The 25869-nt window shown below is 73.0% G+C and carries 13 protein-coding genes; 5 read left to right on the top strand and 8 right to left on the bottom strand.

Annotated features, from left to right (window positions below; translation table 11 throughout):
• Positions 1 to 5 precede the first annotated feature (5 nt).
• A complete protein-coding gene (locus ACFWRT_RS04885) occupies positions 6 to 2237 on the top strand; it encodes a bifunctional glycosyltransferase/CDP-glycerol:glycerophosphate glycerophosphotransferase (protein ID WP_380950826.1) in 2232 nt (743 codons plus the stop codon).
• A 62-nt stretch (positions 2238 to 2299) separates the two neighbouring features.
• Here the strand turns inward: ACFWRT_RS04885 and ACFWRT_RS04880 are convergent, their stop codons facing one another.
• From ACFWRT_RS04880 to ACFWRT_RS04855, 6 genes are all read right to left on the bottom strand, one after another.
• A complete protein-coding gene (locus ACFWRT_RS04880; protein WP_380950827.1) occupies positions 2300 to 3442 on the bottom strand; it encodes a glycosyltransferase in 1143 nt (380 codons plus the stop codon).
• Complete coding sequence (locus ACFWRT_RS04875) at positions 3439 to 6288, bottom strand: bifunctional glycosyltransferase/CDP-glycerol:glycerophosphate glycerophosphotransferase (RefSeq protein ID WP_380950828.1); 2850 nt, start codon at positions 6286 to 6288, stop codon at positions 3439 to 3441. The genes ACFWRT_RS04880 and ACFWRT_RS04875 overlap by 4 nt, the downstream gene beginning before the upstream one ends.
• The gene (locus ACFWRT_RS04870) at positions 6285 to 9779 is read right to left on the bottom strand and encodes a bifunctional glycosyltransferase/CDP-glycerol:glycerophosphate glycerophosphotransferase (protein ID WP_380950829.1); all 3495 of its coding nucleotides are present in this window, start codon (positions 9777 to 9779) and stop codon (positions 6285 to 6287) included. The genes ACFWRT_RS04875 and ACFWRT_RS04870 overlap by 4 nt, the downstream gene beginning before the upstream one ends.
• 267 nt (positions 9780 to 10046) lie before the next feature.
• Complete coding sequence (locus ACFWRT_RS04865) at positions 10047 to 10964, bottom strand: TylF/MycF/NovP-related O-methyltransferase (protein ID WP_380950830.1); 918 nt, start codon at positions 10962 to 10964, stop codon at positions 10047 to 10049.
• Positions 10965 to 10975: 11 nt separating this feature from the next.
• Positions 10976 to 11737 carry a methyltransferase domain-containing protein gene (locus ACFWRT_RS04860; RefSeq protein WP_380950832.1) on the bottom strand — a complete coding sequence of 254 codons (762 nt, stop codon included), beginning with the start codon at positions 11735 to 11737 and terminating at the stop codon, positions 10976 to 10978.
• 40 nt (positions 11738 to 11777) lie between these two features.
• On the bottom strand, positions 11778 to 12926 hold the full coding sequence (locus ACFWRT_RS04855; RefSeq protein ID WP_380950864.1) for a CDP-glycerol glycerophosphotransferase family protein: 1149 nt from the start codon (positions 12924 to 12926) through the stop codon (positions 11778 to 11780).
• A 176-nt stretch (positions 12927 to 13102) separates the two neighbouring features.
• Here ACFWRT_RS04855 and ACFWRT_RS04850 point away from each other — a divergent pair, with 176 nt between their 5' ends.
• Both ACFWRT_RS04850 and ACFWRT_RS04845 read left to right on the top strand, forming a co-directional pair.
• Complete coding sequence (locus ACFWRT_RS04850; RefSeq protein ID WP_380950833.1) at positions 13103 to 16681, top strand: bifunctional glycosyltransferase/CDP-glycerol:glycerophosphate glycerophosphotransferase; 3579 nt, start codon at positions 13103 to 13105, stop codon at positions 16679 to 16681.
• A gap of 140 nt (positions 16682 to 16821) precedes the next feature.
• Positions 16822 to 18054: a hypothetical protein gene (locus ACFWRT_RS04845; RefSeq protein WP_380950834.1), complete on the top strand. Its 1233-nt coding sequence runs from the start codon at positions 16822 to 16824 to the stop codon at positions 18052 to 18054.
• A gap of 33 nt (positions 18055 to 18087) precedes the next feature.
• On the opposite strand, the gene ACFWRT_RS04840 is transcribed toward ACFWRT_RS04845, so the two are convergent.
• Entirely contained in the window at positions 18088 to 18696 is a 609-nt protein-coding gene (locus ACFWRT_RS04840; protein ID WP_380950835.1) for a TetR/AcrR family transcriptional regulator, read from the bottom strand.
• A 202-nt stretch (positions 18697 to 18898) separates the two neighbouring features.
• Here ACFWRT_RS04840 and ACFWRT_RS04835 point away from each other — a divergent pair, with 202 nt between their 5' ends.
• Together ACFWRT_RS04835 and ACFWRT_RS04830 are read left to right on the top strand one after the other, a co-directional pair.
• Positions 18899 to 19849: an ABC transporter permease gene (locus ACFWRT_RS04835; RefSeq protein WP_380950836.1), complete on the top strand. Its 951-nt coding sequence runs from the start codon at positions 18899 to 18901 to the stop codon at positions 19847 to 19849.
• The gene (locus ACFWRT_RS04830; protein WP_380950837.1) at positions 19842 to 20642 is read left to right on the top strand and encodes an ABC transporter ATP-binding protein; all 801 of its coding nucleotides are present in this window, start codon (positions 19842 to 19844) and stop codon (positions 20640 to 20642) included. The genes ACFWRT_RS04835 and ACFWRT_RS04830 overlap by 8 nt, the downstream gene beginning before the upstream one ends.
• Positions 20643 to 20793: 151 nt before the next feature.
• Here ACFWRT_RS04830 and ACFWRT_RS04825 read toward each other — a convergent pair whose 3' ends face one another.
• A complete protein-coding gene (locus ACFWRT_RS04825) occupies positions 20794 to 25776 on the bottom strand; it encodes an NAD-glutamate dehydrogenase (protein WP_380950838.1) in 4983 nt (1660 codons plus the stop codon).
• Positions 25777 to 25869 lie beyond the last annotated feature (93 nt).

Below are 25869 nucleotides of genomic sequence, written 5' to 3'. Positions count from 1 at the left end.
GTGTAGTGCCCCGGTTCACCGTCATCGTGCCCGCATTCCGGGTCCAGGCGTATCTGCACGCGTGTCTGGATTCCGTGCTGAGCCAGTCCTTCAAGGACTTCGAGATCGTCGTCGTCGATGACGGCTCCCCCGACGCCTGCGGCCCGATCGCCGACGAGTACTCCCGCCGCGACCCCCGCGTCACCGCGCTCCACCTCCCCGACAACGCCGGCCTCGGACCGGCCCGCAACGCGGGGATGGAACGCGCGACCGGCGACTACCTGATCTTCCTGGACGGCGACGACACCCTCCTCCCGGAGTCCCTCCAGGCCATCGCCGACCGGATCGGGGCGACCGGCGAGCCGGATGTCCTGATGTACGACTACGCCCGGACGTACTGGTCGGGCCGGAGCGTACGCAACGTGCTCGCGGACCGGCTGGCGGAGCACGGCCCCGCCTCCTTCCGGCTGGCCGACCGCCCCGAGCTGCTCCACCTCCTCATGGTGGTCTGGAACAAGGCGTACCGCCGTTCCTTCGTCGAGGCCGAGGGGTTCACCTTCCCGCCCGGCTACTACGAGGACACCCCCTGGACCTACCCGGTGCTGATGTCCGCCGGGTCGATCGCGGTCCTGGACGCGGTCTGTGTCTCCTACCGGCAGCGGCGGCGCGGCAACATCCTCTCCACCACCAGCGAGAAGCACTTCGACATCTTCGACCAGTACGACCGGGTCTTCGCCTTCCTCGACGCGCGCCCCGAACTCGACGTCTGGCGGCCCGTGTTGTACCGCCGGATGCTCGACCACTTCTGCGCCGTCCACGCCTCCCCCGACCGGCTGCCCCGCCCCAGCCGCGCCGCCTTCTTCCGCCGGGCCACCGCCTCCTGCCGCCGCTACCGCACCCCCGGCGCCCCGGCCCCCCACCGCGCCCGGCTCCGCCACGGCCTGCTGCGCCTCGGCGCGCGCCGCACCTACCGGGCTCTGGCGGCGACCCGGCGGATCGGCGACGGGCTGCGGCGGGGCGTGGCCGCCCTGCGCCGGGCGGTGCGGGGTGCGGCGCTCCAGGCGCACTACCGCGTCCAGCGCCGACTGCCCCTGCGCGCCCGGGACGCGGTCTTCGCCACCGGCGGGCACGGCGGGTACGAGGGCGAGCCGGCCGCCATCGAGGCCACGGCGCGCGACCTGGTCCCGGGGCTGCGGACCGCGTGGATCTGCGCCCCCCGCCACGCCCACACCGTGCCGCCCGCCACCCGCGCCCTCACGCCCGGCACCTTCGCGTACTGGAGCGCCCTCGCCCGCTCCACGTACCTCGTGAACGACGCCGCCTTTGATCGCCGACTGGTGAAGCGGCGCGGCCAGGTCGTCCTCCAGACCCACCGCGGCACCCCGCTCAGGACCGTCGGCACCGATCTCCTGGACCGGCCCGCCGCCGCCCGGTCCACCGACTTCGAGGAGGTGCTGCGCGACGTCGACCGGTGGGACTTCGCCCTCTCCGCCAACCCGCACTCCACCCTCGTACGGGAGCGGGCCTACCCGTCCGGGTACGCGACGCTGGAGTACGGCTCCCCGCGCAACGACGTCTACCACCGCGCCGGGCCCGCCGAGGTGGCCCGGCTGCGCGAGACGCTCTCCATCCCGGCGGACGCCACAGCCCTCCTGTACGCGCCGGCCCCCCGCGACTACCGCCGTGTGCAGCGGCCCGCCCTGGATCTGGAGCAGCTCATCCGGGTGCTGGGCCCGCAGTTCGTGATCCTGGACCGCGCGCCGGGCACTCCGGGCGGCAGCCGTACGCGTACGACGACGCATCCCCGGATCATCGACGTCACCGGCCACCCCTGCCTGGAGGCGGCGGCGCTCGCCTCGGACGCGCTGATCACGGACTACGCGTCGCTGATGTTCGACTACGTCAACCTGGACCGCCCGGTCGTCCTGCATCTGGACGACATCGAGGCGTACGAGGCGGCCCGGGGAACCTACTTCGACATCACGGCGTTCCCGCCCGGCGTCGTCGCGCGCAGCCAGGACGAACTGTTCGACATCTTCGCCACCGACCACTGGCGGGGCTCGCGCTCGGCCCAGTTGCGGGCGGCGTTCCGGGACCGGTTCTGTCCGTACGACGACGGGAACGCGGCCGAGCGGGTGGTGCGGCGGGTCTTCCTCGGCGAGAGCGACGGGCTGCCGCTGCCCGTCCCGCCGTCGGCCCGCCGGGCGGCTCTGCCGCCGCAACAGGACCCGTCGGGGGCACGGGTGCCCCAGGACTGAGCCCGGGACACGCGGGTGTCCCAGGGCTGAGCCCGGGACACCCCCTCACCCTCTGATCGGTCTCACCGCTCCAGGAACGCGAACAGCTCCTCCCAGCGCCGCCCCACCTCCGGCTCCGAGAACCGCTGCGCGCCCGACCGGGCCCGGGCCCCCAGCGCGTCGCGCAGCCGGGGGTTGCCGGTCAGCCGGAGCAGCCGGTCGGCGAGGGCGGCGGTGTCCCCGGCGGGGGCGAGGAGCCCGTCCTCGCCGTCCCGGACGATCTCGCGGACCCCGGGCGCGCAGTCGAACGCGGCACACGGCACCCCGCTGGCCATCGCCTCCAGCAGCGCCAGCGGGAAGCCCTCGCCCCGGGACGACTGGACGAAGACTGAGGCGCCCGCGAGGGCCGCCTCCACGTCGTCCGTGCGGCCCATCCACTCCACGGACCCGTCGAGCCCGAGCCCCGTGCACTGCGCCCTCAGCGCGGCCTCGTCCTCGCCCGTCCCGTACAGGCGCAGCCGCCAGTCGGGGCGCTGCGGGGCGACCAGGGCCCAGGTGTCGAGGAGGAGGTCGATGCCCTTCTGGTCGGTGAGGCGGCCGATGGCGGCCACGGTCCGCGCGGTGCGCGGGGAGGGGACGTGGGGCAGGCGGGCGAGGGCATTGGGCAGGAAGCCGACGTTGTCGAAGCCGTCGCCCGCCCACCGGTCGGCGTCCTCCTCGGTGAGGACGAGCCAGTGGTCGATGTCCTTGTAGTGGTTCCTGATCCAGCGGTAGCGGTGGCTCGCGCGGGAGTAGTCGTAGGACTCGTGGCTCATCCCGATGACCCGCAGCCCGCTGGTGTCGGCCTGGCCGACCCACTCCATCGCCCAGACCTGGGTGACGACGACGACCGCGCCGGGCCGGGCGGCGGCGAAGAGCTCCGAGAGCCGGGCGACCGCCCGCCGCTTCTGCTCGACCCGGGCCGCCTCCCGGCGCCGGGTGGGGATGCGGAAGCGGTCCCGGATGCCGTGGGGCGTCCAGGGGGTCGGCGGGTGGGCGGGGTAGAGGGCGGTGGCGGGGTGGCCGGGCTCGGCGGGCAGGACCATCTTCCGGTCGGAGGCGTGGATGCCGACGACGTGGACGCGGTGGCCCTGCTCGGTGAAGAGGCGGGCGGTCTGGTACGTCCAGGTGGTGACGCCGCCGAGTTCGTCGGTGCTGTTGGAGACGATGAAGATGTCGCGGCTCATCGGCCGGCCCCCTGGCGGTGGTGGTCGGTGGTGCGGGACGCGCCCTGCGGGGTGAACACCGCGGCGACGACCTGCCGGGCGGCGTCGCCCCGGTCGTAGGCGCCGAACTCATGGGCGAAGTCCGCCCGTTGGGGGGCGTGCCGGATGTCGGACTTCTTCACCTCGGCCAGTTCGGCGAAGAGTTCCTCCTGGGTCGCGGTCACCGGGCCCGGCGCCTTCTCCCGCAGGTCGAAGTAGCTGCCGCGCTCGGCGGCGTACGTGTCGAGGTCGGGGGCGTACAGGATGACGGGCCGGTCCAGCAGAGCGAAGTCGAACATGATCGAGGAGTAGTCGGTGACCAGGACGTCGGCCAGGGCGAGGACCTCGCTGACGTCGTGGTGGCGCGAGACGTCGATCACCGTGCCGGGCGGGCAGAGCGGAAGCCGGGCGGCCTCCAGGTAGTGCGCCCGGATGAGCAGGGTGTACGAGTCCCCGAAGCGCTCCGCGAACTCCCTTACGTCCAGCAGCAGTCGGCGCCTGGCCTGCTTCCCGCCCGCCCCCGGGCCGCCCCGGAACGTCGGCGCGTAGAGGACCACCTTCTTGTGGTCGTCGATGCCCAGCGCCCCGGCCAGCGGCGGGCGCGGCAGCCGGCCCTCGGTCTCGGTGCGGGTGCGCTCCGCGATGAGGGTGTCGTTGCGCGGGTAGCCGGTGCGCAACAGCCGGTCCTCGGGGAGCCGGTAGGCGCGGGCGAGGGTGGCCACATCGTGCTCGGAGCGGACGAGGAAGTGGTCGAAGCGGTGGACGGCCTGCTGGAGGCGTTCGCGCTGGGGGGCGTTCTGAAGCCGTACGCGGGTCTCGTCGAAGCCCATCCTCTTGTACGCGGACCCGTGCCAGGTCTGGAGGTAGGTGGTGCGGGCGGGCTTGCGGAGGTGCTGGGGAAAGCCCTGGTTGTCGACCCAGAACTCGGCGCGGGCCAGCGCCCAGAGGTAGCGCCAGGACCAGCGGCGTACGAGGCGGGCGTCGGCCGGGAAGTCGGCCGGGGAGGTGTCGTAGGACCAGGTGGCGTGGAGCTTCAGCCCCTGGCGGCGGATCTCCTCGTGGAGGGCGCGCGGGCTGTCGCCGTAGCAGCGGCCCATGTGGCTCTCGAAGACGACGGAGCCCTTGCGCACGGGGAGGCGGGTGAGCCAGGTGTTGTAGGCGGTCACCTTGAAGGGCCGGGAGCGGTAGCGGTCGGCGCGCTTGCGCAGGGCGCGGGCGAGGAGCTTGGCCTTGCGGGCGGGGCGGAAGTGGGTGGCGTACCGCACCAGGCGGCGGGTGGTCCGGGCGGGGCGGCGGCGGGCGGTGAGGCGGAGGGCCAGGTGGTCCTTGAGGGTGATGTAGGGCTCCCAGGTGTCCCCGGCGAGCTGCCCGAGCCGGGGACGGGCGGCGAATCGGACCGCCCCTTGCACCACGTCCTGCGGGCCGAACAGGTCGCTGACGGACCGGATCCCGTCCGCCTCCACGATCAGCCGCGCGTCCCAGGCGGTGTCGCGGATGCCCACGGGGCGCAGGAGGCGCGTGACGTCGGCGCGCGCCCCCCAGGTGACCCCGTTCCCGTCGCGGCGTACGTCGTCCACCGGGAACGCGACGGCGCGCGCCCCGCCCCGGGCCCGGAACTCCAGGGTGGCGGTGAGGGGCGCGTCGGGCGTCAGGTGCGGGGGCAGCACGAGGCGGCCCTCCAGCAGCAGCCGGCCGTCCTGGGCGGTGCAGCGGGTGAGCCGGTTCATCAGCCGGGCCCTGCCGAACTCCCGGTGCTGGTAGCCGAGTTCGGTGACGTCGACGGGGCAGTGGTCGTCCCACTCCACCCGCCCGCCCTCGCTCGCGCGGACCGGGGCGCAGACGGTGGCGGGCCGGCTCAGCGCGTACGCCGCCGCGAGGACGCCCTCCGCGTCGCCCCGGGCCAGCACGGTGGCCGCGACCCGCTCCAGCGGCGGCAGCTCACGCGGTACGGGGGCGGTCAGGACGCGGGCGGCCGTGGCGGCGGTCCGGGTGCGGCGGGCGGCGGGGAGCCGGGGGAAGGAGCGGGCCAGCGGCACCAGATGGTCCCGTACGAAGGCCCGCTCCCGCTCCTCGCGCAGAGCGGGAAGCCCGAGGGCGTCCAAGGTGGCCGCGACCCGGCGGTGGGCCTCCACCAGGGCGGCGAGGTCGCGGGCCCGGTCGGGTACGGCCCGGCCGGTCACGATGAGCCGCCGCACCAGGACGATCCGGCCGACGGCCACGGCGGCGAGGGGGCCGAAGAGGATCTCGCCGTGCGCCAGGTCCTCCTCGTACCGCAGCCCGTGGCGCCGGGCCGCCTCCCGGCGCAGACAGAAACCGGTCACCAGGGCGTCCCGGACGACGAGGTGGGGTGCGTCGGAGAACCGGGTGACGGTACGGGAGCGGGCGTACAACTCGCCCTGCCACGGCGGCTCCTGCTCCTTGCCGCCTTCCTCCGTGGTCCGGGTCCACCGCCCGGCGACCAGGTCGGCGCGGCTGCGCTCGCCCGCCTGCCAGAGGTTGCGGCAGGCGTGGCGGTGGAGGCGCTCGCCGGGGGTGAGTACCAGGACGTACCGCCCGGTCGCCGCGTCCAGGCCCGCGTTGCGCAGGGCGCCGGTGGTGCGGGCGGCCGGGTCGGGGTGGATCAGGCGGACCCGGTCGGGGGAGCTGTCGGCCAGGGCGCGGGCGGCGGTGCGGGTGGGCCCGTCGGCGCGGGCGGCGAGGACGACGACCGCCTCGGAGCCGCGCAGCGACTGGCCGAGGACGGACGCGACGGAGGCGCGCAGGGCGTCGGGGCCTTCGCCGCCACCGTTCTCCCCGCCGGCGGTGATCACACAGCTGAAGTCGGTCATGCCCGCACCTCCTTGAGCATGCGGTCGACGACCTTCACGGACGCGCTCCCGTCGTCGAGATCGCAGAACGCCTCCCGGAACCGCTCATACGCCTCCCGGTGCCCCGCGACGGCGGCCTCCGGGTCGCGCAGAGCGGCCACGATGCCCGCGGAGTCGGGGATGAGGGGCCCGGGGGCCCGGTGCTCGAAGTCGAAGCAGAAGCCGCGCAGGGTGTCCCGGTAGTGGGCCAGGTCGTAGGTGTGGAAGAGCATCGGGCGGCCGGTCTGCGCGAAGTCGAACATGATCGAGGAGTAGTCGGTGACCAACACGTCGCTGATCAGCAGGAGTTCGGAGGCGTCCGGGTGGCGCGAGACGTCCCGCACGACGTCGGTGTCGGGGACGCTGCCGCCGACGAGGTAGTGGCGGCGCACCAGGAGGACGTGGTCGTCGCCGAGCGCCTCGCGGGCCTGGTCCAGGTCGAGTTGGTGGCCGGGGTCGTACCTCCCCCCCTGCCGGGGCCGGTCCTCGCGCCAGGTGGGGGCGCACAGGACGACCCGCCGTCCCTCGGGGATCGCGAGCCGCTCCCGTACGGCGGCGGCGACCTTCGCCCGGTCGGGCGCGTACAGCAGGTCGTTGCGCGGGTAGCCGGACTCCAGCACCTCGCCCTGGTAGCCGAAGGCGCGGCGCAGGACGGGGGTGGAGAAGCTGTTCGGGGAGACGAGCACGCTCCACTGGGCGGACCGGTGCTCCATGGAGGCCATGTAGGCGGCGTCCGCGTGCGGGGTGCCGGCGAGGTCGCGGCCGATGCGCTTGAGCGGGGTGCCGTGCCAGGTCTGGACGACGCACTGCCCCTCGGCCCGCTCGAACCACTGGGGCAGGTGGGTGTTGGTGACGACCCAGCGGCTCCGGGCGAGCGCCTCGTACCACTCGGCGCTGTGCAGGGCGATGGCGCGGACCCCTTCGGGCACGGCCGCCTGCTGGTCGCGGACGACCCAGAGGTGCTCGATGTCCGGTGCGCGGGATACCAGTTCGCGGTGGATCGCGCGGGGCGAGTCGGAGACCTGCCGGCCGTCGAAGCTGGAGTAGAGGACGGCCGGGCGCAGTTCGGAGCGGTCGGCGGCGCGGAGTGCGGCGTACCGCTCGCGCTGGATCCGCTGCCCGTACGGGCCCTGCTCGGCGGTCGGCAGGGCGCTGCCCGACTCCAGGACGAGCCGGTCGTGGTAGCGCCGCTGGAGGGTGAAGGGGCGTTCCTCCAGCCTCTGCTGGAGGGGGAGCGTGGCGTGGAGCGGGGTGGCCAGGCGCAGCGGCCGGTACGCGTCGGGGTCGCGCTCGCCCGGCTCGCGGAGGAAGAGGTACCAGCGCCCCTCGGCGAGTGGCAGGAACCCGCCCGGCCCGTCGACGGCGGCGGGGCGGACGACGGCCCGGAAGTGGCCGCCCTCCGCCAACTCCACGTCCGCCGTAGCTTCTTCGTGGTGGCCACTGTGCCGTAGCACCAGCTCGCCGATGGTGCCCGACGGCTCCGGGAAGGCGCCTTCGAGGACCACCTCCCCGCCCTCGGCCCACTGCACGGAGGTGACGACGGGCTGGACGGCCCGGTCGGTGAGGACGAGGTCGCCGGACGGGTTGGGGGCCGCGTACAGCTCACGTCCGCCGGGGAGCGGGTAACGGCCGGCGTCGGTGTCGGCGTCGGTCCTGGCGGCGACGGTCAAACGCCCTCTTCCGCCGACGAGTTGTACGCCCCAGATGTCATCGCCGCCCCGGAAGGCGCTGAGCGGGATGTCGGCCGACCGTGACCCCAGCGAGCCGCGCAGGGCGAACTCCTGGGTCTCCTTGGTGCGCCACTCGGTCAGCCGCAGCGCGACGGGCCCGTCGTCGTCGAGGACCTTCACGTCCAGGCGCAGGCACTCCTCCTGGCGCAGGGGGTCCTCGACGGCCGACTGCCCGGTCAGGAGAGCCGCGATCCGTTCGGTACGCAGTTCCAGCTTGTTGCCGGAGAGGACGGGGACGACCCGGGTCCGCTCGTCGGTGTACAGGGCGGCGGGCGGGGCGGGGGTGCCGGTGAGGCGCATCGGGCCCCGGCGGAGGCGTCCGGCGCCGAACAGCGCGGCCTCCAGCTTCCAGACCGTACGCCCGTCCTCGGCCTTGGCGGCGATCGCGCGCGGGTCGACGACAGCCTCGAACCCGGCGCGCGCATACCGGTGCAGGGAGCGCCCGGACCGGGCGGTGGCCTCGTCGCCGCCGGAACCACCGGAACCGCCGGAACCGCCGGTGGGGCGCAGCCGCAGCGGGATCAGCCGTTTCCCGGACCGCAGCCAGCCGAGCCGGGGCCGCCCGCCCGGGGCGTTGCGCACGTAGGCGTACCCGGTGAGCCGCAGCAGCCCGTCCCGCCACACGGCCTCGGTGAGGTGGGCGTGGACGGGGAGGTCGGCGGGGGTGAGCGCGGTGGTGGCGGGCGGCAGCCGGTCGCGGAGGGCGGGGTGGTGGGCGCGGGGGCGGAGGAGTCCGCGGACGTGGAAGGTGTCCCGGTCGTTCTTCTCCTCGCCGAGCAGCGCGAGGAGTTCGGTGATCCGGCGCTCCCGGATGAGCTGCCACTTGACCCGCAGGTCCAGCGGCAGACCGGCGAAGACCTCCGGCTCGACGGTGGCGGCGAAGGCGCCCGCGTGGTCGAGGAAGGCCGTGTGGAACTCCTCGTCGCCATCCGGCAGGGCCTCGATGAACAGCCACAGGTCGCCGGAGAGCGCGTGCGCGTCGTAACGCCGCTTGGCCTCGGCCATCTTGTCCCGGGCGGCGAGGAAGGTGCTGACGGTGGTGACGGCGGTGACCCGGTCGCGGATGCCCTTCGGGACGGCCCGGCGGGTGGTGATCGAGCCGTCGCGGTCGCGCCAGTGGTAGACGGGCTCCTCCACGACGTCGACCGAGCGGGCCAGGAAGTGGGCGGGCAGGACGACGGCGATGTCCTCGTACAGCACGCCCGTCGGGAAGGCGAAGGCGTGCTCGTCCCAGAAGGTGCGGCGGAACACCTTGTTGCAGGCGATGCGGTCGCCCAGCAGGATCCAGTCCCGGGTGACGTGGGTGGCGGGGCGGGCCTTCTCCATCGACTTGCGGAACATCGGGGACTGTTCGAGCGCCCCGTTCGCCCGCAGCCGCAGCACGTTGCCGGTCGCGAAGTCGGAGCCGGAGCTGTCGAGTTCGGTGAGCATGCGTGCGTACGCGCCGGGGGGCACGACGTCGTCACTGTCGACGAACGTGAGGAACTCGCCCTTCGGGTCGGCCTCACGGACCCCGGCGTTACGGGCCGCGCCAAGCCCGGCGTTCTCCTGCCGGATCAGCCGGAAGCGCGGGTCGCGGTCCACGAACTCCTGTGCCAAGGCAGGCCCGTTGTCCGTGGAGCCGTCGTCGACGAGAACGATCTCCAGTTCCGCCATGGTCTGTTGGGCGAGCGAGGTCAAGCAGGCACCGAGGTACTCCTCGACGTTGTAGAGGGGGACGACGACGGTGAGACGGGGTGCCATCGCAGCGCACGATCCTTCCGGGCGGACGACATCGGGGAGATGGACCATCAAGGGGAATGAGGGGGCCACGGTGTACAACCCGCGCCACCGGGACCGGTCACCCGAGGGGAGCCATTCGAGTGACAGGGAGGGCGGGTTCAGGCGCCCGGGGGCGCGCCCGTGACGCGGTCGAGCCCCGTACCGGGGGGAGGGCACGGGGCTCGGGTCGGGTCGGATCGGGTCCGGCGGCTCGGGTCGGATCGGGTCCGGCGGCTCGGGTCCGGCGGATCAGGGCTTGACGGCGATCCGGCCCTCGTCCATGCGGAGCAGCAGCAGCCGCTCACCGGTCTTGTCGAGGAACTCGTCGACGGCCTGCCGCGACCCCTGCCAGTACCCGTAGTCGTCGATCAGCAGCACCCCGCCGCTGACCAGCCGGGAGTACAGGTGCTCCAACTCGTGCTTGGTGGAGGCGTACCAGTCGGTGTCGAGCCGCAGGATCGCGATCTGCTCGGGCGCCCGGCCGGGAACCGTGTCCTCGACCCGCCCCTGCACGTAGTGGACGCGCTCCTTCGGGTACGGCACGTTGTCGAACCCGGCCTGTACGTCCTCCAGCGAGGCGACCGCCCAGATCGGCCGGTCCTTGCCCTGGGCGTCCAGCAGCTCCTGCGCCGGGCGGCCGTCGCGCCGCAGGTCCTCGGCGGTGGGTGGGGTCATGCCCTCGTACGTGTCGAAGAGGTACAGCTCGCGCTCGTCCTCTCCGACGGAGAGCAGGGTCCTGGCGCAGGCCTGCATGGAGCCGCCGCGCCAGACGCCGCACTCGACGATGTCGCCCGGGATGTTGTGCCGGGCGATGTAACGGGTGGCGAGGATGAAGGCGTTGAGCCGCTCCGGCGAGGTCATCGAGTACGGCTTGACCGCCCGGATGATGTCCCTGGCCTCGTCGTCGTAGTCCTCCGGGAAGGCGAGGGCGGACTTCTTCGCGGCGGCCTTCTTCGCGGTGGGCTTCGGGGCCGGCGCCGCCACAGGAGCAGGGGCAGGAGCGGGGGCAGGGGCTGGAGTCGAGGCCGCGAAGGATTCGGCCGGGGCCGTGCGGGCGGCGGGCACCGTCACGCGCCTGAGCTGGTATCCGGTGAGCTGCTGAAGGACGCCGTTGACGGCGTTGCGCCAAGCCATGGACCGGGACAGTACGCGCGCTTTGTGGCGCATGTCACCTTTCGTCAACCTGTCATTGATCGGCCTGATTCCTGTTCGAGTGAGGGTGCCTGTACGGGCACGGTCTTCGGACGCCCGCAGTGCTCGCGCCCGGCGACGGGCTCGGGCAGCGGGACGGAGTCGACCCCGCCGACCCGGTTGGCCCACCAGACCGCCAACTCCCTCACGGCGAACATCGTCAGCCGGGGATAGCCCTGCGGCTTGCGGAACACCCCCACCGAGTCGCCCCAGTAGGCGGCCTTCTTGTCGATGGCCCGGTAGTCGTGCCAGATGCCCTTCCGCGGCGGGAAGTCGGTATAGGCCTCGCGGAGTTCGAGCCGCGCGTGGGCGGCGAGCGCGCGGAACCCGTCCGGGTAGTAGCGCCAGCAGTCCTGGGCATCGTGGACATGGCCGCGCGAGGGCGCGGTGATGAAGGCGTGGCCGCCCGGCTTCAGAACACGCGCGATCTCCAGCATCGAGGCCCAGAAGAACGGGATGTGCTCGAACGCCTGCCCGGAGAGCACGACATCGGCGCTGTTGGAGCGGGCCGGGATGCGGTACGGCTTCTTCATGACGGCGTCCACGTTGGGCCCGTCCTGCACGTCGACCCCGAAGTAGTCGATGGTGTGCCCGGCGAGGAGCGCCCGGTGGGTCCGGGTCTGCTTGCCGGAGATACGGGAGCCGAGGTCGACGACCCGGTAGGTGCCGACGGACCTTCCGGCAGGCCCTTCGACGGGCAGGTACTCCTTGATGCAGAGTTCCATCTGCTCGTAGGCGGACCGGTGCATGGACGTCTCCCAACCTGGCGGTGTGCGTGAGCTGTCGGAATCAACGACTGGGCGGGGCAAAGGGGACGGCGAAGAACCGCCGCACGACCCGTTCCGCCGCGTTCCCGTCGTCGTACGGGCAGAACCGCTCCCGGAACGCGGTGCGCAGCGCGGCCGACGCGGGCGAGCGCCACTCCCCCGTACGGAACACCTCGACCAGCTCGTCGGAGGTGGCGGTGACGGCGCCCGGAGTGTCGCCGGGCCGGCCGGAGAGCGGGTCGAAGTACGTGCCGCGCGTGGTCCGGTAGGTGTCCCAGTCGGAGGCGTGGACGACGATCGGGCGGTCCAGGCAGGCGTAGTCGAACACCAGCGACGAGTAGTCGGTGATCAACGCGTCGGCGGCCAGGCAGAGTTCTTCGACCCGGGGGTGTGCGGTGACGTCCCGGACGCGGCCGGTGGGCGTGCTTCCGCCGCCGACCTCGGCGGACCGGCCGTAGAAGTAGTGGGCGCGCACCAACACCACGTACTCCGGGCCCAGTTCGCGGGCCAGGCGCTCGGGGTCGAGATCGGGGACGAAGCCCTCGCGGTAGTCGCGGTGGGTCGGGGCGTGGAGGAGCGCGATCTGGCCCTCGTGGATGCCGAGTTCGGCGCGGATCTTCGCGATGTCCTCGGCGGTGGCGGTGAAGTAGGCGTCGTTACGGGGGTAGCCGAGGTCGAGCCGCTGGTAGGAGCCCGGGTAGACGCGGTCCCAGACCTCGGTGCTGTGCGGGTTGGCGGAGAGGCTGAAGTCCCACTGGCCCACGTGGGCGAGGATCTTGCCGAAGTCCGCTTTCCGGGCCAGCTCGGGGTAGGCCCGCTGGTCCAGGCCCATCGTCTTGAGCGGGGTGCCGTGGTGGGTCTGGAGGTAGCGCTGACCGGGGCGTTTGGTGAAGCCGCCGGGGAAGCTGGAGTTGTTGACCAGGTACGTGGCGGTGGCCATCGCCCGCCAGTAGGGCCGCGAGCCCTCGATGACGTACGGCACGCCCGGGGGCATCCGGTCGCGGTGCCGGGAGGAGACGGCCCACACGCCCCGGATGTGCGGGGCGAGTTCGCGGGCCTTGGCGTGGATGGCGGCCGGGTTGCAGGCGACGCCCCGGTTCCAGTACGCGCCGTAGACGGCGAGGTCCGGGTCGAGCGGGCGGTGGAGGTCGGTGCGGTAGGCGGCCCGCATGACCTGCCTGCGGACGTACCGCTTCACGGAAGCTCGGGTGGGCAGGGAGGGCACGGCGGGTGCGCGGCGGGGCATGGCAGCCGAGCGTAATCCCGGAGGCGGGGAACGGACGGCCCGCGTTCACCCGTTCGGGTCAGCGGTGGTGACCCCGGGCCCCGGCCTCTGTTGACCAGGACATGAAGCCACCGCTCCTCAGCGTCGTCATCCCCGTCCACAACATCGAGGACTACCTGGAGGACTGCCTGCGCTCGGTGGCGGAGCAGAGTCTCGACGCGATCGAGGTGGTGATGGTCGACGACGGTTCGACGGACGGCAGCGCGGCGATCGCCGAGGACTTCGCCGCCCGGGACCACCGCTTCCGGCTGGTGCGGCAGGAGAACGCCGGACTGAGCGCGGCCCGCAACGCCGGTGTCCGGCACACCACCCCGACCGTGCCCTACCTGGCGTTCGCGGACAGCGACGACTTCGTCGTCCACGACGCGTACGAGCGGATGGTGGCCTCGCTGGAGTCGACCGGCTCCGATCTGGTGACCGGCAACGTGTGGCGGCTGACCGGGCAGGGGCGGCAGCAGGCGTGGCAGTACCGCTGGCTGACCGCCACGCGCCCCCGCACCCACATCACCCGGGATCCGCGCCTGCTCGCCGACCGGGTGGCGTGGAACAAGGTGTTCCGGCGCTCCTTCTGGGACCGGCACGCCTTCGCGTTCCCCGAGGGGAAGCTGTACGAGGACACCCCCGTGATGATCCCCGCGCACTACCTGGCGGACTCGGTCGACGTCCTCGCCGAGCACGTCTACTACTGGCGGGTGCGGGAGGGTTCGATCACCCGGCGGCGTACGGACGTCACCGGCGTACGGGACCGGATCGCCGCGTGCGAGCAGGTCAGCGCGTTCCTGGGCGAGGCTGAGCACGGGGGCGCGGCACGGCGGCGGGCGTACGACGCGTCCTGTCTGCGCGACGACTTCGGGTACTTCCTGGACGGGCTGCCGATGGGCGGTGACGCGTACCGGGCGGCGTTCCTGGAGGGTGCGGGGGCGTTCGTCGAGCGGGCGGGGGACGGGGTGCTGGAGGGGCTCCCGGTGGAGCTGCGCATCAAGTGGCGGCTGGTGCGGGAGCGGCGGCTGGAGGAGCTGCTGGCCGTCCTCGCCTTCGAACGGGCCAACGGGGCGGGGACGTTCGCGGTGGAGGGGCTGCCGGGGCGGCGGCGGGCGGCCTACCCCGGCGTGCGCGGCGCGAGCGCCCGGCTCGCGCGCGCCGACGTACCGGCGGTCGCACGGCTCGTGGAGGCGCGGTGGGGCGCGGACGGGAAGCTGCGGCTGCGCGGGTACGCCTATCTGCGCAACCTTCCGGCCGGGTCGGCGCGACGGCAGCTCACGGTGGGGGTGCTCCGGGTGGAGGCGGGCCGCCGGATGCGGGCGGTTCCGGTGCGGTCCGTGAGCGCGCCCGAGGCGACGGTGAACTCCGGTCAGGAGCTGCACGGTTACGACCACGCCGGCTTCGAGATGGTCCTCGACCCGGACCGGCTGCCCGTGACGGGTGACGGCGGCGGGAGCGGGGGCGGAGCCGGGGACGGGGGCTGGCTGGTCGGGCTGGTCGTCGCGGCGCGCGGGGCGGTCCGGCGGGTGGCGGTGCGCGCCCTGGACGCGGGCGCGGACCAGCCGCTCGTCCACGACCTGGGCGACGGACGGCGGGCGGTGCTCGACCACCGGGGCGGGCGGCTGCGGGTGCGGGTGGAGCGGCTGGGTGCGGTGGTGGAGAGCAGCGGCGGTGGGGAGGGGAGCGGCGACGGTGGGGAGGGGGGGCCGCTGGAGCTGAGGGGGCGGTGCTTCGGGGGGCGGCCGGAGCCGACGGCCCTCCTTCTGACGCGCGACGGGGAGGAGGGGCGGGCCGAGGAGCGTTCGTTCCCTGTGGCGTGCGAGTCCGGCGGGGCGTTCACGGTACGCGTGCCGCTCGACGGCCTCGCCGCCGTGCCGCCCGCCCCGCACCGGGCCCCCCGTGAGGTCGAGGCGGCGACCGGCGCGCGCTGGCGGGCCCGGCTGCTGCTCGCCGACGGGACCCGCGCCCCGCTGCCCGCCGCTCCGGACCTGCCGCCGCCGGCGTGTGCGGACGCGGCGGGGAACCTGGTCGTGGAGCTGGGAGGGCTGCCGGTCGTGGACCGGGCGGAGCGGGCGCCGGACGGGTCGCTGCGGATCTCGGGGACGTACGCTCCGGCGCAGCCCTCGGGAACGTACGCTCTGGCCTCCCCAGCCCTCGGGGCGGCGCCCTGCGCGGGCGCCCGTCTCGTCCTCCGTCACGAGACCCTGCACGAGACGGTCCCGGTCACGGAGACCACCGTCACGGAGGCCACCATCACGGAGACCACCGTCGAGGCCCGCCCCACCGGCCGCTTCTCCGCCCGGATCGCCCCGCCCCTCCCCGAAGGCCGCTGGGGCCTCCACCTGGACGGCCACCCCCTCCGCGTCCTCACCTCCCTCGCCGGGCACCTCCCCTGCGGCGACTCCGCCCTCACCCTGGAGCGGCGCAACGGCGACCGGCTGACCGTCACGGCGGCTCCGGCGCTCCCGGTCGCCGAGCGGAGCGCGTACAGCAGACGGCTCCTGCGCGACGCGCACCACCCCGCGCGGCGCACCACCGCGCGTCCTCCGCTCCTGGACACCGTCCTCTACGCGGGCGGCGACTCCCCGCGCGCCGTACACGCCGAGCTCATGCGCCGGGGCACGGAGACCGAGCACCTGTGGGTCACCGGTACCGCCCCCGGCCGTACGACGCACGTACCGCCCGGCGCGCGGGCCGTCCCCGTGCACAGCGCCGCCTGGTACGAGGCACTGGCCCGCTCCCGCCGGATCGTCACGGACGAACAGCTTCCGGCCTGGTTCGAGCGGCGCCCCGGGCAGGTGGTCGTCCAGACCTGGCACGGCACCCCGCTCGGCCGCTTCGGCACCGGCCTGACCGATACCCTCTACGCCGACCACCAGCATCTCGCCACCCTGGCTCACCGATCGGCCCAATGGTCGGTACTGGTCTCCCCGAGCCGCTTCGCCACCCCCTTGCTGCGCAGGTCACTGGCGTACGGGGGCGAGGTGCTGGAGGCCGGATCGCCGGCCGCCGACGTGCTGTGCGCCCCCGACCGGGACAAGGCCGCCGAAGAGATCCGGCGCACGCTCGGCGTACCGGAGGACCACCGCGTCGTCCTGTACGCGCCCACCTACCGCGACCATCTGGCCCACCCCCCGTCCGCATCCCGCGACTCCGCCGACCGCACGGCCCCCGGCCCGTACCGCTGGGATCCGGCCCTCGACCTGCCCGCCCTCGCCCGCTCGCTGGGCCCCGGCCACACCGTGCTGGTGCGCCGGCACCCCCGGGTCACGGGCGGGATCCAGGGCGGACCCGGCGTCCTCGACGTCTCGGGCCATCCGGGCGCGGCCGGGCTGCTGCTGATCGCGGACGTCCTGGTCACGGACTACGCGGGGCTGATGTTCGACTTCGCGCTGACGGGCCGCCCGATGCTCTTCCACACGTACGACCTGGAGCACTACCGCGACACCGTGCGCGGCTTCTGCCTGGACTTCGAGACCCGGGCGCCCGGTCCGCTGCTGGTCACGACGGACGAGGTGGCGCAGGCGCTGCACGGCCTCGGGACGGTGGCGGCCCGGCACGCCGACGCGTACGAGAGCTTCCGCCGCGACTACTGCGACCTGGACGACGGCGGGGCGGCGGGACGGGTGGCGGACCGGCTGCTCGCGGACGCCCCCTAGAGCTTCCCCCGGACAGAGCTTTCCCCGGACAGAGCTTTCCCCGGGCGGAGCTTCCCCCGGGCGGAGTTTCCCCCGGGCGGAGTTTCCCCCGGAAGAGTGGCGGCCGGGAGGGACGGCCCCGCGCACGGAACCCATGATCTGTGTCCCTCTCCTCTCCCACACCCGCCTCGCCCGAAACCCCTACCTCCGCCGCCCCCGCCTCTCCCCCCAGGGCGGCCGACGACGATGAACGTGTCGTAGCGCCCCGGTGGCTGCCCTCGCCCTACGTCCTGCTGGGCGGTCTGCTGTGGGCGGTGCTGTCGGCGGCGGCCTGGCGGGTGCCGATGTGCTGCGAGGCCGGGCTCAACGCGGCGGTCGTCGAACGGCTGCGGGCCAGTCTGCTGCACCCGGCGTTCCCGATGACGGACCTGCCCGCCGTGGCCAGCGCGCACTACTCCCCGTACGCCGTGCTCCAGGGCCTGACCGCGCGGGCCAGCGGGCTCTCCGGCCAGACCGTGCTCGCGCTCTCGGCCGCCGTGAACCTGGCGCTGCTGCTGACCGGGATCGGCCGGCTGGCCCGGCTGCTGACCCCGAACCGCTGGGTGCCGGTCCTCGCGCTGGTCCCCCTGGGCCTGATCCACTGGGCGGACCCGGGGCGGTGGAGCGCGCCGAGCACGTTCGCCGTCGCGGTCACGCTGAACCTGTGGGCGTGGACCGGTCACGCCGTCACCCGGCTCCCGCGCCCCCGCGCCGGGCGGCCGCCGGGCCGGACACCCCGGTGGGCGGAGGCGGCCGGGATCGGCGTGCTGCTCGGGCTCGTCCTGCTGGTCCATCCCCCGACGGCGCTGGGCGCGGCGCTGGGCGTGGTCGCGCTGGTCGCGGTGAAGCAGCGGACCCGGATCAGGCCGACGCTGCGGCGGTGGGCGCTGGCCGGGCTGTGCGCGGTGGCCGTGGCGGCGGTGTGGCCGTACTACAACGGGCTCACGGCCGCGCAGCCCCCGATGCCGGCCGCGGCCTCGGCCCGCCCGGAGTCCGGCGGGAAGCCGGTGACCGGCGAGCCGTACACCTGGGCCACCGCGCACGTCCCGCCCGGTGAGGTGGTGCTGACGGACAGCGTCCCGGCGATGTACGCGCTGGCCGGGCACGGGGCGTACCTGCTCGCGGACCAGGTGCCGGACGCGGGGCTTCCGGCGGCGGAGCGGCGGGCGCGGAGCAGGGCGGTGGCCACGTACCTGGCCGCGGCGACCGCGCAGGAGGAACGGGACCGGATCACCGGGCGGTACGGGGTGCGGTGGGTGCTGCTGACCCGGTTCCAGAAGCTGCCGGGGGACGCGTCGGTGCTGGCGTACAGCCCGCGTACGGGCGAGGTGCTGGCACGCGTACCGGAGCGGTGAGGCCTGGTACCGGAACGGTGGGGTCTCCCCGCTTCAGCCGTTGCGCAGCGCGGCGACCGCCGAGGCGGCCAGGTCGTCGAGGTACCCCTTCGGCAGCTCGCTGCGGACCACGACGAGCCGCCAGTACAGCGGCCCCACGATCAGGTCGAGGGCCCGGTCCGGATCGCTCCCCTCCGGCAGCTCCCCCCGGGCCACCGCCTCCCGCAGCACCACGGCGGCGACGCCCTGCTGCTGGTCGAGGAGGGCGGCCTTGATCGCCTCGGAGATCTCCGGGTTGCGGGCCGCCTCCACCAGCAGGTCCGGGATGACCTGTGAGGCGACCGGGTGGCGCAGGGCGTAGGCGGCGAGTTCGAGGACGGCGCGCACATCCCCGTACAGCGAACCGGTGGCCGGCGCGGGCATCCCCTGCGAGGCGACGGCCGCGACGAGATCGAGGACGAGGGCGAGCTTGGACTTCCAGCGGCGGTAGACGGCGGTCTTGCCGACCCCGGCGCGCCGCGCGATGCCCTCGATGGACATGCGGGCGAACCCGACCGCGGCCAGCTCCTCGAAGACAGCCGCGCGGATGGCGTCGGTGACGTCCTCGCGCAGGACGGCGGCGCCTGCGGGGGCGCGGCGGCGGGTTCCCCGTTCGGTGGTCATGGCCCGAATGATAGTCGGCGACGACGGAACGGTTGCGTTGCGACGTGGAGCGTCCTACTCTCGGCGTTACGACGGTACGGTCCCGTCCCAACGAGGGCGTCCCCACGGGACCGTACCGTTCTGCTCAAATTTGCCTCCCCCTCTCCTCCCCCTCACCCCTCCCCCTCCCCCTCCCGCCATCCGTCGAAGGTGATCGTTCGCCGTGAGCCAGACAACCGCCACGCCACCGCCGGTGAGCTCCCCCGGCCCGGCCGCCCCCGCCCTGGACGCCCCCGCCTACGCGCCCGGTGAGCTGGCCGCCCTAGCCGCCCGGCACGGCCTGACGGTCAGCGGCGCCCGGCCCTCGCTGCCCGCCTACATCCGGCAGCTCTGGGGGCGGCGGCACTTCATCGCCGCGTTCGCGACGGCCAAGCTGACGGCCCAGTACAGCCAGGCGAAGCTCGGCCAGGTCTGGCAGATCGCGACGCCGCTGCTGAACGCGGCGGTCTACTACTTCATCTTCGGCGTCCTGCTGGACACCAAGCGCGGGGTTGAGGACTTCGTTCCGTTCCTGGTCACCGGGGTCTTCATCTGGACCTTCACCAGCAGTTCGATCACCGCGGGAACCCGCGCCATCAGCGGCAACATCGGGCTGGTGCGGGCCCTGCACTTCCCCCGCGCCTCACTGCCGGTGGCTCTGGCGCTCCAGCAGTTGCAGCAGCTTCTGTTCTCGCTCGGCGCGCTGACTCTGATCCTGCTGGTGTTCGGCCAGTTCCCGCGCCCGTCGTGGCTGCTGGCGATCCCGGCGCTCGCGCTCCAGGCGGTGTTCAACACCGGCGTGTCGATGGCCGTGGCCCGGCTGACGGCCAAGACCCCGGACATCGCACAGCTGATGCCGTTCGTGCTGCGGACCTGGATGTACTCGTCCGGCGTGATGTGGAGCCTGGACCACCTGCTCCAGGGCGAGCGGGTGCCGCACGCGGTGCTGGTGATCCTGGAGTACAACCCGGCGGCGATCTTCATCAACCTCATGCGGTTCGCGCTCATCGACAGCTACAGCGCGGCGCAGTTGCCGCCGCACGTGTGGGCGGCGGCGGCCGGCTGGGCGCTGCTGTGCGGTGCGGCGGGATTCGTGTACTTCTGGAAGGCCGAGGAGACGTACGGACGTGGCTGATCTCAAGGATTCCCCCGACCTCCGGGTGCCGACCGTCGTCGTGGACGACGTCCACGTCACGTACACCGTCAACGGCGCCCGTACGGGCAAGGGCAGCGCGACCTCGGCGCTCAGCCGGATCACCTCGCGCCGCCGTACCCCCGGCGCACGCCAGGTGCACGCCGTGAAGGGCGTCAGCTTCGCCGCGTACAAGGGCGAGGCGATCGGCCTGATCGGCTCCAACGGCTCCGGCAAGTCGACCCTGCTCAAGGCGATCGCGGGTTTGCTCCCGCCGTCCCAGGGCCGGGTCCACACCCAGGGCCAGCCGTCGCTGCTCGGGGTGAACGCGGCTCTGATGAGCGACCTGACCGGCGAGCGCAACGTGGTGCTGGGCGGACTCGCGATGGGCATGACGCGCGAGCAGATCCGCGAACGTTACGACGACATCGTCGACTTCTCCGGCATCAACGAGAAGGGCGACTTCATCACGCTGCCGATGCGCACGTACTCCTCGGGCATGGGCGCCCGGCTCCGCTTCTCCATCGCGGCCGCCAAGAGCCACGACGTCCTCCTGATCGACGAGGCACTGTCCACGGGCGACGCGAAGTTCCAGCGCCGCAGCAAGGACCGCATCCAGGAACTGCGCGCGGAGGCGGGCACGGTCTTCCTGGTCAGCCACAGCAACAAGTCCATCACCGAGACGTGCGACCGGGCGCTGTGGCTGGAGGCGGGCACGCTGAGGATGGACGGCCCGGCGAAGGAAGTGGTGGCGGAATACGAGAAGTTCACCAAATCCAGCCCGCCCGGCGCTTGAGGCCATCCTTTCCAGCCCGCCCAGCCAACTCCAGCCCGCCCGGCGCTTGAGGGCATCTTTTCCAGCCCGTCCGGCGTTTGAGGACGGACCCACGCCGAGGGGGCCGGCGCCACCAACGGCCCCGGCCCCCTCACCCCCGTACGGCCACCGCCTACGCGTGCGTACGCAACAACGTCCGCATCGTCCGCATCGCCACCGACAGATTCGCCAGATCGAACGCGTCCGACCCCTGGATCTCCTCCAGCGTGGAGCGCGACCGAGCCAGGATCGCCGCGTTCTTCTCCTCCCACGCCCGGAACCGCTCCTCCGGCGTGGCCCCGTCGTCGCCCACGCTCAGCACGTCCGACGTGAGCGCCGCATGCGCCGCGTACAGGTCCTCGCGGATGGAGGCGCGGGCCATGGACTGCCAGCGGTCGGCCCGCGGCAGGTCGATGATCCGGTCCATCAGCTGGGTGATCCGCAGCCGGTCCGCGAGGTCGTAGTACACCTCGGCGACCTCCAGCGGGTCCTTGCCCGTCCGGTCCGCGATCGCGACGATGTCCAGCGCCGGGAAGGCGGAGGAGAACCCGGCGACCCGGCCCGCCAGCTCGCTCGGGACACCCGCCGAGGTCAGCTCGTCCAGGATCGAGTGGTACCAGTCCAGGTCGGCACCGCGCACCAGCTTGGGCAGCTCGTTCCAGACCTGCTCCACGCCGTCCCGGAACATCGCGATGGTCTCCGCGATGGCGACGGGCTGCGGCCGGTTGCCCAGCAGCCAGCGCGAACCGCGCTCCACCAGCCGCCGCGAGTGCAGCCGGATGCGGGTCTGGACATCGGCGGCGACCTCGTTGTCGAGCGCCTCGACCGCGTCCCACACCGCCGAAAGACCGAAGATCTCGCGGGCCGTGAACTGGGCCCGTACGATCTCCTCGATCGACGCCCCGGTCTCCTCCCGCAGCCGGTGCAGGAAGGTCGAACCCGCGGTGTTCACCGTGTCGTTGACCAGCACCGTCGTGATGATCTCGCGCCGCAGCGCGTGCCCGTCGACCGCCTCGGGGAACCGCTCGCGCAGCTCGCTCGGGAAGTAGGCGTGGACCAGCTTCTGGAGGTGCGGGTCGTCCGGCAGGACCGTGGAGATCAGCTCGTCCGCCGTCGTGATCTTGGTGTAGGCGATCAGCACCGCCAGCTCGGGCTGGCTGAGCCCCGTCTCGTTGCTGAGCAGCTCACGGATCTGCCGGTCGGCGGGCAGGAACTCCAGCGCCCGGTCCAGCGCCCCGTCCTTCTCCAGCCGGCGCATGAAGCGCTGCTGGGCGTGGAGCAGCGAGGGCGCCTGGGCGGAGGCGTTGGAGAGGGCGACGTTCTGCGCGTAGTTGTTGCGCAGGACGAGCGCGCCGACCTCGTCGGTCATGTCGGCGAGCAGCTTGTTGCGCTGCTTGACCGTCATGTCGCCGTCCCGGACGAGCCCGTTGAGCAGGATCTTGATGTTCACCTCGTGGTCGGAGGTGTCCACACCGGCGCTGTTGTCGATCGCGTCGGTGTTGATCCGGCCGCCGTTGCGGGCGAACTCGATGCGGCCGAGCTGGGTGGCGCCGAGGTTGCCGCCCTCGCCGACGACCTTGGCCCGCAGGTCCTCGCCGTTGACGCGGATGGCGTCGTTGGCCTTGTCGCCGACGTCGGCGTTCGACTCGGACACGGCCTTGATGTACGTGCCGATGCCGCCGTTCCACACCAGGTCGACCGGGGCCTTGAGGATGGTCTGCATCAGGTCGGCGGGCGTCATCTTGCTCACCGAAGCGTCGATGCCGAGCGCCTCACGGATGTGGTTGTTCAGCGGGATCGACTTGGCGCTGCGCGCGTGGATCCCGCCGCCCGCCGAGAGCAGCCCCGTGTCGTAGTCGGCCCAGGAGCTGCGCGGCAGGTCGAAGAGGCGGCGGCGCTCGGCGTACGAGGTCGCCGCGTCCGGGGTGGGGTCGATGAAGATGTGCCGGTGGTCGAAGGCGGCGACCAGGCGGATGTGCTCGGAGAGCAGCATCCCGTTGCCGAACACGTCACCGGACATGTCACCGACGCCGACGACGGTGAAGTCCTCGGTCTGGGTGTCGTGGCCCAGCTCCCGGAAGTGCCGCTTGACGGACTCCCAGGCGCCGCGGGCGGTGATGCCCATGCCCTTGTGGTCGTAGCCGGCCGAACCGCCGGAGGCGAACGCGTCGCCGAGCCAGAAGCCGTACGCGACGGCCACCTCGTTGGCGATGTCGGAGAAGCTCGCGGTGCCCTTGTCGGCGGCGACGACGAGGTACGTGTCGTCCTCGTCGTGGCGGACGACGTCGGCGGGCGGCACGACCTCGCCGGCCACCATGTTGTCGGTGATGTCCAGGAGCGCCGAGATGAACGTGCGGTAGGCGGCGATGCCTTCGGCGAACCAGGCGTCCCGGTCCACGGACGGGTCCGGGAGCTGCTTGGCGACGAATCCGCCCTTGGCGCCGACGGGCACGATGACGGTGTTCTTCACCATCTGCGCCTTGACCAGGCCGAGCACCTCCGTACGGAAGTCCTCGCGCCGGTCCGACCAGCGCAGCCCGCCGCGGGCGACCTTGCCGAAGCGCAGGTGGACGCCCTCCACACGCGGCGAGTAGACCCAGATCTCGAACGCCGGGCGGGGCGCCGGCAGATCCGGGATGGCCTGCGGGTCGAACTTCATCGAGACGTAGGAGTGCGGGGTGCCGTCCTCCGCGTGCTGGAAGAAGTTGGTGCGCAGGGTCGCCTTGATGACCGTGAGGAAGGACCGCAGGATCCGGTCCTCGTCCAGCGAGGCGACCTGGTCCAGGGCCCCGTCCAGCTCCTCCAGGAGCCCGTCGGTGAGTTCCGTGCCCGCGCTCTGGCGGCCGGGCGACATCCGGGCCTCGAAGAGCGAGACGAGCAGCCGGGTGGTGTGGACGTTGTTGCGGAGGGTGGACTCCATGTAGTCCTGGCTGAACGTGGATCCGGCCTGCCGCAGGTACTTCGCGTAGGCGCGCAGCACCACGGCCTGGCGCCAGTTCAGCCCGGCGCCGAGGATCAGCGCGTTGAAGCCGTCGTTCTCCGCCTCGCCCTTCCAGACGGCGGCGAACGCCTCCTGGAAGCGGGCGCGGGCGTCGTCGGCGAGGTGGCCGGTGTGCCCGTTGGCCTGCGGCATCCGCAGCCCGAAGTCGTAGATCCAGGCGTGCGTACGGTCCGCGCAGCGCAGCTCGTACGGACGCTCGTCGACGACCTCGACACCGAGCTGCTGGAGGGCGGGGAGGACGGCGGAGAGGGAGACCTGCTCGCCGGTCCGGTAGATCTTGAAGCGGCGCTCGCCGGGGCCCGCGCCGACCGGCTCGTACAGGCTGAGGGCGAAGTCCTTCTCGCCCTCCTTGAGGGTCTCCAGGTGGACCAGGTCGGCGACTGCGGCGCGCGGTGAGTGGTCGGCCTTGTATCCCTCGGGGAAGGAGTGGCCGTACTGGCGGCTGAGTTCGGCGGCGCGCTCCTCGCCCAGCTCGGCGTTGAGCGCCTCGCCGAAGCCGTCGGCCCAGGAGCGGGCGGCCTCCACGAGGCGGGCCTCGATGCGGTCGGCGTCGGCGTCGGTGAGGTGCGGCAGCTCGGTGCCCGGGGGGACCCGGACGACGAAGTGCAGCCGGGAGAGGATCGACTCGGTGTTCCAGGCGGTGAAGTCGACGTTGGTGCCGCCGAGTTCCTCCTTGAGGATGTCGATCAGCCGCAGGCGTACGCCGGTGGTGTAGCGGTCGCGCGGGAGGTAGACGATCGCCGAGTAGTAGCGCCCGTACTCGTCCTGGCGCAGGTAGAGCCGCAGCCGACGGCGCTCCTGGAGGTAGAGGACGGAGGTGACGACGTCGCGGAGCTGGTCGGCGGGGGTCTGGAACAGCTCGTCGCGCGGGTAGGTCTCCAGGATCTGGAGCAGGTCGCGGCCGTCGTGGCTGTTGTACGAGAAGCCCGCGCCCTCGATCACTTCGGCGACCTTGCGGCGGATGACGGGCACCCGGCGCACGGACTCGGTGTAGGCGGCGGAGGAGAAGAGTCCGAGGAAGCGGCGCTCGCCGACGACGTTGCCCTTGGCGTCGAACTTCTTCACGCCGACGTAGTCGAGGTAGCTGGGCCGGTGCACGGTGGCCCGGCTGTTGGCCTTCGTCAGGACGAGGAGCTTGTGCTCGCGGGCCTTGGCGCGGGCGTCGGCGGGCAGCCGGTCGAAGGACGGGCTGACCGGGTGGTCCTCGCTCTCGCTGTGCTGCGGGTCGGAGCGCAGGATGCCGAGCCCGGTGCCGGGTACGGCGGCGAGCGCGTCGCTGTCCTTGAGCTCGTACTCGCGGTAGCCGAGGAAGGTGAAGTGGTCGGCGGCCAGCCAGCGCAGCAGCTCGCGGGCCTCCTCGACCTCCTCGTCGGCGAGGTCGTCCAGCGGCTCGCCCGGCAGGTCGTCGGCGATCCGGAGGGCGGCGTCGCGCATCTTCCCCCAGTCCTCGACGGTCTCCCGTACGTCGGACAGGACGCGGCGCAGGTCGGCGGTGATCTGCTGGAGGTCGGCGCGGTCGGTCTCGCGGTCGATCTCGACGTGGATCCAGGACTCGACGAGCGCGTCGTGCGGCAGCTCGGCCTTCGCACCGCGCTTCGGGGTGCCGGGGCCGCCGGAGAGGACCTCGATGAGCTTGCCGGTGACATCACGGCGGACGGTGACCTGCGGGTGGATCACGACATGGATGCCGCGGCCCTGCCGGGACAGCTCGTTGGTGACGGAGTCCACCAGGAACGGCATGTCGTCGGTGACGACCTCGACGACGGAGTGGCTGCACGTCCAGCCGTTCTCCTCGACGGTCGGAGTGTGCACGCGGACGTTGGCGGTGCCCTGCGGGCGGTTCTCCGCCAGCCGGTAGTGCGAGGCGGCGGCGCCGTAGACATCGACCGGGTCCCGGCCGCCGAGGTCCTCGGGAGCCGTATGCAGGTAGTAGCGCTGAAGGTAGGCGAGCACCGTGTCCTGACCCGGACGGGCGTCCTCGTGGGCCCCGGAGGCGGCGACCCGCACCCGGGGGGTACCGCCCGGGCCGCCGACACCACCGCCCGGGCTGTGGTCAGCTACCTGGGCCGCCCGTGCGAGCTGCTCGGCCTTGGCTTCGTCCAGCTTGGTCTGCATGTCCTCTGGCTCCTGTCGCGCGCCGTTGCGTGACGTAGGTGAGAAAAACGACGTACCGCCACGACGCGGGGTTTCCGGTCTGGGACGACGCTA

The organism is Streptomyces cyaneofuscatus, from assembly GCF_042718795.1.
Classification (GTDB): Bacteria; Actinomycetota; Actinomycetes; order Streptomycetales; family Streptomycetaceae; genus Streptomyces; species Streptomyces cyaneofuscatus_A.
This window is presented reverse-complemented; position numbering and strand designations above follow the sequence as displayed.